Source organism: Brachybacterium phenoliresistens, assembly GCF_039530785.1.
Lineage (GTDB): Bacteria > Actinomycetota > Actinomycetes > Actinomycetales > Dermabacteraceae > Brachybacterium > Brachybacterium phenoliresistens.
The window spans coordinates 83,189-98,368 of sequence record NZ_BAAAOW010000010.1 but is presented as its reverse complement, the minus strand read 5'-3'; the positions used below and the strand labels follow the sequence as shown (position 1 = coordinate 98,368).

The 15,180-nt window shown below is 73.9% G+C and carries 10 protein-coding genes; 5 read left to right on the top strand and 5 right to left on the bottom strand.

The window, feature by feature from the left end; translation table 11 throughout:
- Positions 1–95: 95 nt before the first annotated feature.
- Genes ABD234_RS16740 through ABD234_RS16730 form a run of 3 tightly spaced genes read left to right on the top strand, consistent with a single transcriptional unit; the run spans position 96 to position 2,500 of the window.
- Entirely contained in the window at positions 96–857 is a 762-nt protein-coding gene (locus ABD234_RS16740) for a glycosyltransferase family 2 protein (RefSeq protein ID WP_051487097.1), read from the top strand.
- A 15-nt stretch (positions 858–872) separates the two neighbouring features.
- Entirely contained in the window at positions 873–1,292 is a 420-nt protein-coding gene (locus tag ABD234_RS16735) for a DUF2304 domain-containing protein (RefSeq protein WP_051487098.1), read from the top strand.
- Positions 1,289–2,500, top strand: a complete 1,212-nt coding sequence (locus ABD234_RS16730) for an acyltransferase family protein (RefSeq protein ID WP_051487099.1) — start codon at positions 1,289–1,291, stop codon at positions 2,498–2,500. Before ABD234_RS16735 ends, ABD234_RS16730 begins: the two co-directional genes overlap by 4 nt.
- 27 nt (positions 2,501–2,527) lie before the next feature.
- Here ABD234_RS16730 and ABD234_RS16725 read toward each other — a convergent pair whose 3' ends face one another.
- The 5 genes from ABD234_RS16725 to ABD234_RS16705 form a co-directional block, all read right to left on the bottom strand.
- Positions 2,528–3,625, bottom strand: coding sequence for an NAD-dependent epimerase/dehydratase family protein (locus ABD234_RS16725; RefSeq protein ID WP_344358683.1), 1,098 nt, complete (start codon positions 3,623–3,625; stop codon positions 2,528–2,530).
- Between the two features lie 37 nt (positions 3,626–3,662).
- Entirely contained in the window at positions 3,663–4,550 is an 888-nt protein-coding gene (locus tag ABD234_RS16720; RefSeq protein ID WP_038374056.1) for a glycosyltransferase family 2 protein, read from the bottom strand.
- Between the two features lie 80 nt (positions 4,551–4,630).
- Complete coding sequence (locus ABD234_RS16715) at positions 4,631–6,736, bottom strand: acyltransferase family protein (protein ID WP_344358679.1); 2,106 nt, start codon at positions 6,734–6,736, stop codon at positions 4,631–4,633.
- A gap of 62 nt (positions 6,737–6,798) precedes the next feature.
- Positions 6,799–9,468, bottom strand: coding sequence for an acyltransferase family protein (locus ABD234_RS16710; protein WP_344358676.1), 2,670 nt, complete (start codon positions 9,466–9,468; stop codon positions 6,799–6,801).
- Entirely contained in the window at positions 9,465–12,044 is a 2,580-nt protein-coding gene (locus tag ABD234_RS16705; RefSeq protein WP_344358672.1) for an acyltransferase family protein, read from the bottom strand. Before ABD234_RS16705 ends, ABD234_RS16710 begins: the two co-directional genes overlap by 4 nt.
- Positions 12,045–12,218: 174 nt before the next feature.
- Between ABD234_RS16705 and tgt the strand changes: the two genes are divergently transcribed.
- Together tgt and ABD234_RS16695 are read left to right on the top strand one after the other, a co-directional pair.
- Positions 12,219–13,628, top strand: coding sequence for a tRNA guanosine(34) transglycosylase Tgt (tgt, locus tag ABD234_RS16700; RefSeq protein ID WP_344358669.1), 1,410 nt, complete (start codon positions 12,219–12,221; stop codon positions 13,626–13,628).
- A complete protein-coding gene (locus ABD234_RS16695; protein WP_344358666.1) occupies positions 13,603–15,171 on the top strand; it encodes a PQQ-binding-like beta-propeller repeat protein in 1,569 nt (522 codons plus the stop codon). Before tgt ends, ABD234_RS16695 begins: the two co-directional genes overlap by 26 nt.
- Positions 15,172–15,180 lie beyond the last annotated feature (9 nt).

Here is a 15,180-nt window from a genome sequence, read left to right as displayed (position 1 = left end):
CGCCGGAAACCGGGACGGTACGCTGGCCCGGACCGGCTGGCCGTGCGACCGCCGGGGATTCCTGGGACGGCACCGGCATACGGGGGAGCGAGCGGATGGACGAGGGCGCGGCCCGGCTTCTCGTGATCGTGCCGGCATGGAACGAGGAGGAGACCGTCGGCGCGACGGTCCGCGAGGTGCTCCAGGCGGTGCCCTCGGCCGACGTCCTCGTCGTGGACGACGGCTCGGTCGACGGGACCCCGCGGATCGCGGCCGAGGCCGGGGCGAGCGTGCTCAGCCTCCCCTACAACCTCGGCGTCGGCGGGGCGATGCGGGCCGGTTTCCGCTACGCGCGCCGCTTCGGCTACCCCCAGGTGATCCAGGTCGACGCCGACGGCCAGCACGATCCCCGCGACATCCCCCACGTGCTCGAGGGCCTGGAGCGGGCGGACATCTCCATCGGCGCCCGGTTCGCCGGCAGCGGCGAGTACACGGTCCGCGGCCCTCGCCGCTGGGCGATGGTCTTCCTCGCGGCCGTCGTCTCGCGGCTGGCCCGCACCCGCCTCAGCGACGTCACCAGCGGCTTCCGCGCCGCGAACCAGCGGGCCATCGAGCAGTACTGCCACCACTACCCGGCCGAGTACCTGGGGGACACCGTCGACTCGCTGGTGGTCGCCGTGCGCTCCGGGCTGCGGGTCACGCAGGTCGGCGTGCACATGCGCCCGCGCCAGGGCGGCACCCCCTCGGCCAACCCGGTCAAGGCCGCGCTGTACCTCGGCCGCAGCGTGTTCGCGGTGATCGTGGCCATGACGCGCGCCCCCGTGCGTCCGGAGGACCGCGGGGACATCCGCGAGCGCATCGCCCGGGCCGAGGACTGAGGACGAGGAGACGCCATGCCCAGCTCGCTGTTTTTCGGAGTGATCGCGGTCGCCGTCCTGGTGACGGTGATCGTGCTGATCCGCTCCCGTCTGCTGCGCGAGAAGTACGCCGCGCTGTGGATGCTGGTGGGCCTCCTCGTGGTCGTCCTGGCCGTGTTCCCGCGCGTCCTGGAGGTCCTCTCCCGGGCGGTGGGCGTCGCGATCCCCTCCAACCTCCTGTTCGTCCTCGCGATCCTGCTGCTGCTGGGCGTCGCCCTGCACCTGTCCCTCGAGGTGTCCCGGCTGGACGAGGAGACCCGCGTGCTCTCCGAGGAGTCCGCGATCCTGCGCCTGCAGGTCGAGCGGCTCGAGCAGGCGGTGCTGCCGCCCCGGCCGGCCGATGAGGACGAGGCGGCGCAGGCCCGCCGGGCCGCGGATCCCGAGGACCCCGCGTGAGCGCATCCACGGCGGCCGGCGCGCAGGACGCGGCGCCGCGCGACGGTGCCCGACCGGCGGGGATGCTCATCGGCCGCCCCTTCTCGCTGCAGCGCAACGGGATGAACCTGGTGCGCCTGGTGCTGGCGACCTCCGTGCTGTTCCACCACAGCTTCCCCCTGCTGGGCCTGGGCGAGGGGCCGGTCTGGGGCGTCGAGGCGATCGGCGGCTGGGCCGTGATCGGCTTCTTCAGCCTCTCCGGCTACCTGATCATGGCCTCGCGGCGCACCAAGACCTTCGGGGAGTACCTCACCCTGCGCATCGCCCGGATCTACCCGGCGTTCCTGGTGTGCCTGGCCGTGACCGCGCTGGTGTTCGCCCCGATCTCCTGGCGCCGGGCCCACGGCTCGCTCGAGGGCTTCTGGACGGCTCCGGCCATGCCCTGGCAGTACCTCTGGAACAACATCACCCTGAAGATGACCACGTGGAACGTGGCCGGAACCCCGCTGGACGTGCCCTACCCCGGGGCGTGGAACGGCTCCCTGTGGAGCCTGTACTACGAGTTCTGGTGCTACCTCGTCATCGCCGTGCTGGGCATCCTCGCCGTCGCCCGCCGCCGGGCCTGGCCCGTCCTGCTGCTGTGGGCGGCCTCGGTGGCGTTCTGGGTGCTCGTCCACCGCACCGGGCGCTTCGACATGATCGGCTTCGACCTGCAGATGCTCGGCAAGCTCCTGCCGTACTTCCTGGCCGGCAGCGTCCTGCAGATGCTGCGCGGCAGGATCGGCATGCACCCCCTGCTGGCGCTCGCGGCGGCGGCCGGGTTCATCGCGGCGGTGCAGTGGGACCCGGTGATCGGCGGGCAGATCGCCTCGCTGTGCGGGACCTACGTGCTGCTGTGGATCAGCCACGTGCTTTGGTCCCCGGGCTGGGTGCGCCGCCACGACATCAGCTACGGCATGTACATCTACGCCTTCCAGGTCCAGCAGCTGCTGGCCGTGCTGGGCTTCGCGAGCCTCGGCTACTGGCGCTACTCCCTGCTGGCGCTGGCGGCGACGGTGCCCTTCGCCCTGGCCTCCTGGTTCCTGCTCGAGCGGCCGGTGCTGCGGGCCGCCCGGCGCAGCATCGCCCCGCCGGCCGCTGCGGCGGCCGGAACGGCGACGGCCGGTGCGCCGACGACCTCAGGGCCGGATCGCACCGACGAGAGCATAACGTCGCCGGGCGGCTCCTGAGCGCAGGGGCGGGACGCCGAGCGCGGCTCAGGCCGGCAGCGGCGGGACGGAGGGCTGGGCCTCGATCCAGGCGACGAGACGGGCGACCCCGGCCTCGAGGTCGTAGTGCGGCTCCCAGCCGAGCGTCGCGCGCGCGGCCTCGATGTCGGCCCAGGCGTGGCGGACATCGCCCTCGCGGAACTTCCCGGTGACGTGCGGGGCGGGCGCCCCGTAGGCCGCGGCGATGGTGCGGGCGGCGGTGCCGATGGTCTGCACCTGGCCGGAGCCGATGTCCAGGGGGTCGGTGCTGACGTGCTCGGCCGTGGCCGCGGCGACCACGGCGGAGGCCACGTCGTCGATGAGCACGAAGTCGCGCCGCACCTCGCCGTCCTCGTACAGCGGGATCGAGCGGCCCTCGCGGGCGTAGCGGCAGAACAGCGTCATGATGCCGGTGTAGGGGTTGGCCATCGCCTGGCCGGGGCCGTACACGTTCTGCAGGCGCAGGATCGCCGCCTCGACGCCGAAGCTCGCCGCCCACACCCGCAGCAGATGCTCCTGGGCGAGCTTCGTGGCCGCGTACACGCTGACCGGGTTCGGCTGCACGCGGCGGGCATCCATCGCCACGGGCTGCGCGCCGGGGACGTCCCACTGGGCATCGGCCAGCGTGGCGGCGGTGCGCTGGGCGGGGTAGAAGATCGCGGCCTCGCCCTCCTCGTCGGTGCGCCGCCAGGCGCCCTCGCCGTAGACGGCGCGGGAGGAGGTCAGGACGATCCGCCCAGGCCGCGTCGGATGGGCGGCGAGGGCGTCGAGCATCCGGGTGGTGCCCAGCACGTTCGCCTGGGCGTGCCGGCTGGACTCGGTGAGGGACTGGCCGGTGCCGGTCTCCGCGGCGAGGTGGACGACCACCTCGGGCCCGTCCTGCCCGACCCGGCCCAGGACCTCGTCCCAGGTCGCCGGCTCGCAGATGTCGCCGCGCACCAGCTCGACCTGCTCGGGGAGGTCCGCCGGGCGCTGCTGGGCGGGATGGATCTGCGGGTGGAGGCTGTCCACGGCGATGACGCGGTCGAAGGACTCCAGCAGTCCGGGCGCGATCGCGCAGCCGATGAACCCGGCCCCTCCGGTGACGACGACGGTGCGGGTGCTCATGAGGAATGCCTCCGGGAGGTCGAGGACGGGTGCGGGCTCATCGGCCCAGGGCGTGGCGGGCTAGGGCGCGCACCGAGCCCCATTCGCGGCGCATCGCGGCGCCCGGCATCAGGGTCGCGGCATGGGCGCGGGAGGTCAGACGCGCCTTCGCGGCGCGCTCGGCGCGGCTCCAGCCGAGCTCGCGGGCCTGGGCGGCGGCCAGGGCGAAGTAGTCGCGCTCGCCGGCGAAGCGGGTGCCGTCCAGCAGCTTCACGCTCGAGGCGGAGCCCGAATGGCGGCGGTAGCGGAAGCAGACCTGCGGGGCCACGAGCATCTGGTCGCCGCGGTAGACCATGTCCAGGATCAGGGCGAGGTCCTGGATGATCGGGAATCCGTCGCGGAAGTCGACCGAGCGGATCCGGTCGGTGCGGAAGGCGAGCGCCGGCCAGTACAGCCAGTCCCCGGTGAGCAGGTTCGCGGCGAGGGACTCCCCGGACAGCAGCTGGCAGCCGCCGCCGTGGGGTCGCACGATGCGCTGCTTGACCTTGTCGACCAGGGGGTCGACGATCCGGCCGTGCTCGTCGATGACCTCCACCCCGGGCTGGATGATGGCGGCGCCGGGGAAGCGCTCGTGGACCTCGCGGATGGTGCGCACATAGTTCGGCAGCAGCTCGTCGTCGCTGCCGATCATCACCATCACCGGCTCGGTCGCCAGGGACACGCAGGTGCGGTAGTTGGCGGTGATGCCCTCGTTGGAGTCCTTGCGCAGGTAGGTGATCCGCTCGTCGTCCAGCGACTGCACCCACTGCCCGGCCGAGAGATCGGGGTAGGCGTCGTCCACCACGGTCAGGCGCCAGTTCGGGTCGTCCTGGGCGAGGACGCTGAGGACGGTCGCGCGGAGGTACTCGGGCTCTCCCCAATAGGGGATGAACAGGTCGAGGATCACGGCGGCGGCGCTCCCTGGCGAATCGACGGTGCGGTGGGACCAGTGTACGGAGGCGGGGCTGTGGGCCGTCCGCGCCGGGCTCAGCCCCAGCTCCAGCCCTGCGCGGAGAGCTGCCCGTCCACGGCGGGGGCGAGGGTGCGGGCGTAGGCGGCGGAGATGTGGCTGCCGTCCATCCACACGAACACGTTGCCGATGATGGGCACGCAGACGCGGCCCGGGCACATCTCCTCGACGGCGTCGACGCTGTAGTAGCGGCCCGTCCCCTCGCCGACGGTCACCTGCGGCTGCGGGTTCTCGGGGAGGTACTGCTCGGCCACGTCGATGCGGCAGTCCTCGCCGTCGGTCTCGTGGCACTCGAAGGGGTCCCGGGGCAGGCGCGGCATGTCGCGGTAGCCGATCACGTCGATGCCGGCGTCCAGCATCGGCTGCTGGAGGTCGGCGATCCCGGTCATCGGCTGCTCCGCATCGGGCTCGGCCGCGGGCAGGAAGGTGGAGGCGGAGGCGAAGGCATCAGGCTTCAGCTCGAGCATCCAGGACATCAGCGCCTGGTTGTGGGCGTTGCAGTCCGGTGGGACGGGCTCGCCGGTGGAGAAGGCGCAGCCGCCGCTGACCACCAGCATCACGTCCCAGCCCCGGGCCTTCGCGGTCTCGAACAGGGCCGGGGCGAACTGCTCGTCGCGGGAGTTCCCGGCGACCACCAGCAGCGGGCCGGAGCCGTCGCCCTCGAAGCCGCAGTACTGGGCGAGGTCGTCCGGGACGCCGTGGTCGGCGCAGGTCCCGCTCAGGGCGAACCAGTCGGAGGTGCGCTTGTCCGGCGGGGGCAGCAGCTCGGGGGAGGCATCGCCCTGGTACTCGTACTGCGGGGCCAGGGCCCCGGCGCCGGGGTTGTTGGTGGCCGCCTCGGCGAGGAGCTCCTGCTCCTGGCGGTCCAGGGCGCGGGTCCAGGCGGTGGTGGTCCCGAGGATCAGGGCGAGGCTGGTGACGATGATCAGCCCGCCGCGCCACCACGAGGCGCGCAGGCTGCGGCTGGTCCGGATGGGCGCGTCCACCAGCACGGTCAGCAGCCAGGCCAGGACGATGCTGGCCGCCACCAGGGCGGTGCCGAGCTTCGGGCTCGCATGCGTGGAGTCCCGCAGGACCAGGCCGAACACGAGCAGGGGCCAGTGGACGAGGTAGAGGGCGTAGGAGATGTCTCCGAGCCATTGGAGGGGCCGGGAGGACAGGAGCCGGTCGGCTCCCCAGCGGGTGCCGGTGGGTCCGGCGATGATGACGAGTGCGGCGGCGAGCAGGGGCCAGAGGGCGACGTAGCCGGGGAAGGCGCCTTCGACGTCGATCACCCATCCGGCCGAGAGGATCAGCGCCAGGCCGATCCATCCGGCTGCGGCGCGGAGGGCGGCGAAGCCCTGGGCTCCGTCGGCCTGCCGGTAGCGGAGGCGGCGTTCGATGGAGGGCAGGACGAGGGCGATGACGGAGCCGAGGCTGAACTCCCACAGGCGGGTGCGGGTGTCGAAGTAGGCGAAGGTCTGGTCCGTGGCGGTCAGGTGCACGGACCAGGCGAAGGACGCGGCGGTGATCGCGCTGAACAGGACGAGCATGACGGTGCGGGGGCGGGCGCGCAGGATCTTCGCCGCGAGGGCGGCCAGGGCGAACAGCAGCGGCCACAGCAGGAAGACCTGCCCCTGGATCGACAGGGACCAGAAGTGCTGGAACGGGGAGGCGGTGGAGTGATCGGCCGCGTAGTAGTCCACCGAGCGGAAGGCCAGCAGCCAGTTCTCCCAGTACGTGCCGGAGGCGACCGCCTCTGCGATCAGCTCGCGCCACCGTTCCTCCGGCAGCAGCAGGAACACCCCGGCGAGGCTGCCGAGGATCACGATCGCCGAGGGTGGCAGCAGGCGCTTGAACGCGTGGATCCAGTAGGAGGGGATCTGCAGCGCCGAGCCGGTCTCCAGCTTGCGGGCGAAGGACCCGGTCAGCAGGAACGCGCTGATCAGCAGGAAGATGTCCACGCCGCCGGAGACGCGGCCGAACCAGATGTGGTAGCAGACGACCATGAGGATCGCCACGGCCCGCAGGCCCTGCAGCTCCGGACGGAAGGTCGAGGCGACCCCGGCGCCCGCAGCAGCCGCGGGCGCCGCAGGGGCGGGGGAGGCCGCGGGGTCGCGGAGGTGCTTGGGGTATCCGGTCATCGACGGGGACCGGGCGCGGGCTGGTCGAACACCTGGCCCAGGGTACAGAGCGGAGGGGCCCTCTACGCGGAGGCGGGCGCGAAGCCCGACGCGTCGACCGCATCGTGGAACGCGCCGCCGAGGGAGGCCGAGTACGTCGTGGAGAGATGGTTGGAGTCCACGAACACGTGGACGTTGCCGACCTCGGGCGTGCAGGTCCCGCCGGGGCAGATGCGGGAGGTGAGGTCGATGGTCGTGATCCGCGCCCCGGAGGATTCCTGGTTCAGCCGCAGGGCGAGCGGGATCATCGGGTCGAACGGGGCCAGGGACGGATGCGCGGGCGTGTCGCAGTCGGTGCCCTCGGCGACGCATTCGGCCATGTCCACGGCGAAGCGGGGGTTGTCGCGCAGGGAGAGGATCGGCACGCCGGCGTCCAGCAGCTGCGGAGCCAGCGCGGCGAAGCCGTCCACGACCTGCTCGCTGCCGCGCCCGGGGACCGCCGATCGGGTGCCGACGGTGATGAAGGCATCGGCGTCGTTGTCCCGCACGAAGTCCACGACCTGCTCGTTGTACTGGGCGCACCAGGAGATGCCGGTGGTCTCCCCGAAGGCGCACTGGGGCCGGGCGACGGTGATGACCCGCCATCCCAGGTCCTGCGCGGCGGCCTGGATCATGGGAAGGGCCTGCATGGCGTGGGAGTTCCCGGAGACGATCACGAGCGGGGCGTCCGCGGTGCCCGGGTCGTGGATCTCGGAGCAGAAGGCGGCGATGTCGCCTCCGGTGGGGACGATGATGTCCTCGCGGCAGGGGACGTCGGGCCGGAACATGTCCCCGGGGAGGTCCTGCGGCAGCGGGAGCGCGGGGGCGGCGGGATCGATCCCGGGGCTGGGCGTGTAGCCGTCCTCCAGCACCCGGGCGCCGGGGTTGTCGATCCACTCCGCCGCGGCGGCGGCCTGCTCGAGCTGCTGCCCCTGCTGGTCCAGGTTCGCCCGCCAGGTCAGGGCGGTGGCGAGGATCAGCGCGAGGGCCAGCACCGCGACGAGGGCGCCGCGCCACCAGCGTTCGCGGAGCCGGCGGCTGGTGCGGATGGGGCGGTCCAGGGCGACGGTCACCAGCCAGGCGAGGGCGATGCTGGCGGTGACGAGCCCGGTGCCGAGCAGGGGGCCGGCGTGTCCGGTGCCGGTGGCGACGAGGGTGAACACCAGCAGGGGCCAGTGGACGAGGTAGAGGGCGTAGGAGATGTCGCCGAGCCATTGCAGCGGCCGGGAGGACAGGAGCCGGTCGGCTCCCCAGCGGGTGCCGGTGGGTCCGGCGATGATGACGACCGCGGCGGCCAGCAGGGGCCAGAGGGCGACGTAGCCGGGGAAGGCGCCTTCGACGTCGATCACCCAGCCGGCCGAGAGGATCAGAGCCAGTCCGATCCATCCGGCCGCGGCCCGTCCCCGCGCATGACCGTTCGCCGCCGGATCCTGCGGGAGGCGGAAGCGCAGCCGCTGCTCGATCGACGGCAGCACGAGCGCCATGACGGACCCGAGGCCGAACTCCCACAGGCGGGTGCGGGTATCGAAGTACGCGAAGGTCTGGTCGGCCGCGGTGAGATGCACGGACCAGGCCAAGGACACGACCGTGACCGCGCCGAACAGGACCAGCAGCACCGGCCGCGGCCGCAGCCTCGTGCGCCGGCACACGAGGGCGGCCAGGAGGAACAGCAGCGGCCACAGCAGGAACACCTGGCCCTGGATCGACAGGGACCAGAAGTGCTGGAACGGCGAGGCGGTGGCGTGATCGGCCGCGTAGTAGTCCACCGAGCGGGCCGCCAGCAGCCAGTTCTCCCCGTACACCCCGGAGGCCATGGCCTCGTCGATGAGCTCGCGCCACCGCGTGCGGGGCAGCAGGGCGGAGGTCGCGGCGAGGCTGCCGAGGATCACCAGCGCCGCCGGCGGCAGCAGCCGCGTGAACACGTGGATCCAGTACGACGGCACCTGCAGAGGCCGGCCGGTCTCGAGCTTGCGGGCGAAGGATCCGGTCAGCAGGAACGCGCTGATCAGCAGGAAGATGTCGACGCCGCCGGAGACGCGGCCGAACCAGATGTGGTAGCAGACGACCATGAGGATCGCCACGGCCCGCAGGCCCTGCAGCTCCGGACGGAAGGTCGAGACGGCCGGGGCGTCCACGGCGATCGGCGCCGCCGGGGAGGTCCGCTCGGCGTCGGCCCGGCGCCGCCCGGGCGTCGCCGCGGCCGCGGGGGCCGGGGCCGGACCGTCCGCGAGGTCCTCCCGGGGCGGGGACGGATCGGCTGCCGCGAGATCCTCCCGGGGCGGGGCCGGATCGTCCGCCACGAGATCCTCCCCGGGCGGGGCCGGGGTCTCGTCCTCGGGTGGGGACGGATCGTCGTCCTTCCCGTCCTGCAGCCAGGGATCGGGGGCAGGTGTCGACGGCGGGGCGGGATCCTCGGGCACGGCATCGGCCGGCGCATCGGGGGTCGGCGCCGTGTCGACGACGATCGTCGGTGCCTCCGATGCGGACGCCGCCGGTGCTGCTGGTGCCTCCGATGCCGGTGCTGCCGGAACGTCGGCTCGGCGGCGCCCGCGGGCGTGCCGGTGGGCGGCGGCGCGCGCGGTGGGTCGCGCGGCGCTGCGCAGCTCCTCCTGCTCCGGCCGAGGGGTGCCGCGGCGGCGGCCGCGGGGAGCCGCGGGAGGCGTGCCGCCCGGACCGGCCGTCCCGGCATCGGCCTCGGGGCGCTCCTGCGTCATGAGGCCTCACCGGGCGCGGCATCGGCCCGGCGCGCGGCGGAGCGGTCGAAAGCCTGCAGGAGGCGGTCCTCCAGCTGCGGTGCCGCGGAGCGCGCGTAGGTCGCGGTGATGTGGTTGTCGTCGAGATACACGTAGACGTTCCCGATGATCGAGGGGCAGCGGCCCTCCGGGCAGATCACGTCGTTCATGTCGATCGCGGCGTAGCCGGGGTGGCTCTCCTCCCAGCCGGCCGTCGGGTCGGGCGTCGTCGCGGCGACGTGCTCGAAGGAGCAGCTCTCGGCCTTCGTGCTGAGCTCGCACTCCTCGTGGGAGGTCGCGAACCGGGGGTTGTCGCGGATCCCCAGCACCGTCGCTCCGCCCTCGGTCCAGCGGGACACCTGCGCCTCGGTGCCCTCCCGGATGACCTCCTGCGTGCCGTCGCGGGTGGTGAAGGTGGACTGGATGAGCACGGCGTCCGGGTCGTGCCGGGCGATGAAGGCCTCGGCCTGGCCCAGCCAGGCGTCGCAGTCGGCCGCAGGATTGTCCTCGGCGGAGGTGAAGAAGCACGCCGGGCGGCGGACGATCACGAGGTCCCAGTCCTGCCGCTGGGCGATGGGGATGAGCGCGGCCATCCACTGGTCGGTGTGGCTGTTGCCGACGGCGACGACCCGCCGGGTCGGCTCCTCGGGGGCGACCAGGTGGGCGCAGTCCAGGTGCGCGAGGCCGCCGATGTCCATGCCGGGCTCCTCGTCGCACCAGCCGGTCATCTCGTCCGATGCCCAGTCCGAGGTGCGGGCGCCGAGCGCGGGCACCACCGGGGCGTCGGGGTCGCCGGCGGCGACATATCCCTCCGCCAGGACGCGGGCCCCGGGATTGTCGGCCGGGGCGGCCTGCGCCGCGAACCGCTCCTGCTGCTGGTCCAGGACCCGGGCCCAGCCCACGCTCGGGCCGATGATCAGCGTCAGGCTGGTGAGGACGACGAGGGCGCCGCGCCACCAGCGTTCGCGGAGCCGGCGGCTGGTGCGGATGGGGCGGTCCAGGGCGATGGTCACGAGCCAGGCGAGCGCGATGCTGGCGGTGACGAGCCCGGTGCCGAGCAGGGGGCCGGCGTGTCCCGTGCCGGTGGCGACGAGGGCGAACACGAGCAGGGGCCAGTGGACGAGGTAGAGGGCGTAGGAGATGTCGCCGAGCCATTGCAGGGGCCGGGAGGACAGGAGGCGGTCGGCTCCCCAGCGGGTGTGGGTGGGTCCGGCGATGATGACGAGCGCGGCGGCCAGCAGCGGCCAGAGGGCGACGTAGCCGGGGAAGGCGCCTTCGACGTCGATGACCCATCCGGCCGAGAGGATCAGGGCCAGTCCGATCCATCCGGCGCCGGCGCGGAGGGCGGCGACGCCCTGGGCTCCGTCGGCCTGCCGGTAGCGGAGGCGGCGTTCGATGGAGGGCAGGACGAGGGCGATGACGGAGCCGAGGCTGAACTCCCACAGGCGGGTGCGGGTGTCGAAGTAGGCGAAGGTCTGGTCCGCGGCCGTGAGGTGCACCGACCAGGCGAAGGACGCGGCGGTGATCGCGCTGAACAGGACGAGCATGACGGTGCGGGGGCGGGCGCGCAGGATCTTCGCGGCGAGGGCGGCCAGGGCGAACAGCAGCGGCCACAGCAGGAAGACCTGGCCCTGGATGGACAGGGACCAGAAGTGCTGGAACGGGGAGGCGGTGGAGTGGTCCGCGGCGTAGTAGTCCACGGACTGGAGGGCGAGCAGCCAGTTCTCCCACGAGGTTCCCGCCGCGAGGGCCTCGGTGAGGAGGCTGCTCCACCGGGTCTGGGGGAGCAGGAAGAAGATCCCGGCGAGGGTCGCGAGGATCACCAGCGCCGAGGGCGGCAGCAGGCGCTTGAACGCATGGATCCAGTACGACGGCACCTGCAGCGGCCGGCCGGTCTCGAGCTTGCGGGCGAAGGACCCGGTCAGCAGGAACGCGCTGATCAGCAGGAAGATGTCGACGCCGCCGGAGACCCGGCCGAACCAGATGTGGTAGCAGACGACCATGAGGATCGCCACGGCCCGCAGGCCCTGCAGCTCCGGACGGAACGGCGAGAGCGGGGACAGCGCGCGCCGCTGCGCATCCGGTGCGGCGGGCGCCGACGCCTCTGCCGCGGGCGCCGACCTCTCCGGGGCGGGCGCCGGCTTCTCCGGCGGCGGTGCCGGGGACGCAGGAGCGGGCACGGTCGCGGGCACGGTCGCGGGTGCGGGGGCAGGGGCAGGCTCGGCAGCGACCGCCGATGCGACCGGGGCCCCGGGGCCGGTCTCGGGCTCGGCTCCGGGCGCGGCGGCGCGGCGCCGGCCGTGGGCACGGCGTCCGGGAGCCGCGCCGGCAGGGACGGGCTGCTGCGGAGTGCTCGGATGCGAGGGGGTCGAGCCCGGGCTCGTCGGCGCCGCGTCGCCGGCAGCTCTCAGCCGGGCGAGCTCCTCCTGCTCGGACAGCGGCGTTCCGCGGCGGCGCCCCCTCGACGGGCCGGCGGAGGCGGGGGGAGCGGGTCCATCGTGGTCGATGTCCTTCTCCTTCTCGTCGCCGGGCGCTCGGGCGCCGGGTCGCGCGAGCACGGAGATTCTAGTGCGCGCCGGGGCGCGGGGTCCCGGGGTTCGCAGACACGTCACAGCGCGCCCCGCGGACCATCGGCCGCCGACGGGCCGGCCGGCAGGACCCGGCCACGACAGCGACCCGGTCGCCGCGCCTCGGGCGGGGACGGGCGGTGCGGGCCATGGGACCATAGGGCCGTGACCTCCGCGCCCTCCGCCTCCGACCCTCGCGACACCGCCTCCGCCGCCTCCCGGGGCACGGACCCCGGCCGCCGCGCCACCGGCTCCGATGCCTCGTCCGGGGGGCGTCCCGCCGGGGCCGACCTCGCCGCCGGCGTCCCCTCGGCCGGGGCGCACCCGGGCCGGGCCGAGTCCGGCTTCGAGGTCACCGCACGGCACGGCGAGAAGGCCCGCGCCGGGGTCATCACCACGCCCCACGGGCCGATCGCCACGCCCGCCTTCATCCCCGTGGGCACGAAGGCGACCGTCAAGGCGGTGCTGCCGGAGTCGATGACCGACCTCGGGGCGCAGGCGCTGCTGGCCAACGCCTACCACCTCTACCTCCAGCCGGGCCACGACCTCGTCGACGAGGCCGGGGGCCTGGGCGCCTTCATGAACTGGCCCGGACCGACCTACACGGACTCCGGCGGCTTCCAGGTGATGAGCCTCGGCGCCGGCTTCAAGAAGGTGCTCTCGAGCGAGTTCTCCGGAGGCCAGAAGGCCCGCACCGCCTCCGGCGAGGACGACGACGTCGCCGCCGGCAAGGAGCGCCTGGCCCACGTCGACGACGACGGCGTCACCTTCCGCTCCTTCATCAACGGCGACGTGCATCGCTTCACCCCCGAGATCTCGATGCAGATCCAGCACGGCCTGGGCGCGGACATCATGTTCGCCTTCGACGAGCTCACGACGCTGATGAACTCGCGCGGCTACCAGGAGTCCGCCCTGGAGCGGACCCGCCTGTGGGCGCTGCGCTGCCTGGCCGAGCATGCCCGCCTCTCGGCCGATCGCACCCATCGGCCCTACCAGATGCTGTGGGGCGTCATCCAGGGGGCGCAGTACGAGGACCTGCGCCGGAAGGCCTCCCGCGATCTCGGCGGGATGGATGTGGAGGGCTGGTCCTTCGACGGCTTCGGCATCGGCGGGGCGCTGGAGAAGGAGAACCTCGGCACGATCGTCGGCTGGGTGACCGATGAGCTGCCCGAGGAGAAGCCGCGCCACCTGCTGGGCATCAGCGAGGTCGACGACCTGTTCACGGCGGTCGCCGCCGGGGCGGACACCTTCGACTGCGTCTCGCCCTCGCGGGTGGCCCGCAACAGCGCCGTCTACACCCGCACCGGGCGGGTGAACCTCACCGGGTCCCGGTACCGGCGCCAGTTCGCGCCCATCGACGAGACCTGCGACTGCTACACCTGCACGCACTACACCGCCGCGTACATCCACCATCTCTTCCGCGCCAAGGAGATGCTGTCCTCGACGCTGTGCACCCTCCACAACGAGCGCTTCGTGGTGCGGCTGGTCGACGAGATCCGCGAGAGCATCGGCCGCGGGGACTTCGAGGCTCTGCGCGAGGAGCGCACCGGTGCCTACTACGGCGCGCCCCGCTGACCCGGCCGCGGGGACGCACGACGGCCCGGCCCACGACGCCGCGACCCTCCTGGGGTTCGCGGTCGCGTCCCTCGCCCTGGGCGGGGTGTGCTGGATGCTGGGGGCGCATCTGCTGATCGGCGCGCTGCGCCTGGCCGCCGGCATGCTGATGGGTCTCGGCGCGGGCCTCACGGTGCTCGCGATCCTCGCCCGGCTGCGGCCGGGGAGGCGGGGGAGCGGGCGGGGCCCCGCCGCGGCCCTGGGCCTCGCCCTCGCGCTGGCCCTGACCGTCCCCGCAGCGATCGCGCACCGCCCCGACTCCCTGGCCGATGCCGCGATCGCCCGTCTCGCCCCGCTCGCCGAGGGCGACGGGATCATCGCGGGCCGGGACCCGGACGCCCCGGTACTCATCCACCGCGCCACCGGTCCCGACGAGCTCCTGGACCCCGCCGACGGGAGCCTGCGCACCCTCCCCGAGGCGGACGGCGACCGCGTCCTGCTCGCCGCCGACGGCACCCGGGTGCTGCTGGCCGGCGCCGGCTCCACCCGCGTGCTGGATGCGACGGCTCCCGGCGCCGCGCCGCCCCTGCTCGCCGAGGTCGCCGGCACCCCGATCGCCCTGGCCGGGGACCTGCTCGTCGTGCAGGAGCCGACGCAGACCGGCTGCGCGACCCGCGGGCACGATCTGGCCACCGGGGAGGAGGCCGCCGCGGCCCTCTGGACGCTGGTGGATGCGACGGAGGGAGGCTGCGAGGCCACCCGCGCCCTCGTCGGCGACGACGCCCCGGCCGCGGTGCTGCCCACGGTCCCCGTGCGCACCGACCCGCGCCAGGGGATCCTGCAGATGGACCCTGCCACGGGCTTCCCCGTCGGTCAGGTGCTCGCCCGGGCCCAGGAGCACTGCCGCGCGCACGTGACCGGCCCCGAGCCCGCGCCGCCGGGGAGCAGGCCGGGGACGGAGGACCTGGTGCTGCTGGTGTGCTCGGGCGAGGACGGCGCGCTGAGCGTGCGCGCCTTCGCAGGCGGGGCGCCGCTGTGGGCATCGGCCCCCTCCCCGGCCGGGCAGTGGGAGGTCCGCGCCGACGCCGGGCGCGTGATCGCCACCGGCACCGAGCAGGGCACGGACGTCCCCGGGGAGATCGTCGCGAGCCGGGAGCGGGCCGCCTGGTCCGCCCCCGGCGGGCCCGTGATCACCGCCGCAGGCGACTTCCGGGCGCGGCTGGGCATCGACGGGACCGCGATGGTGGTCGTGAACTCCGGCGCGCAGACCGTCGCCTACGACACGGCGAACGGTCGGCAGCTGTGGGCCCTGCCGGCGAGCGGCCCCGACGCCGAGGTCACCGGCAGCTCCGCGCACGGCACGAGCATCGTGCTGGATCCCGCGGTCCGCAGCGACGCCCTGGACCCCCGGGACGCGCAGCGGCTGCGGGTGGTCGACGCCGACGGGACGGTCACCGCCGAGCTCGTGCTGCGGGAACGGCCCGGGAGCCTGCACCCGCTGCCCGGGGGCCGGGCCCTGGTCGGCACGGGCGACGCGCTGCTGCTGATCGCGTCCCGCATCTGATCCGGGCGC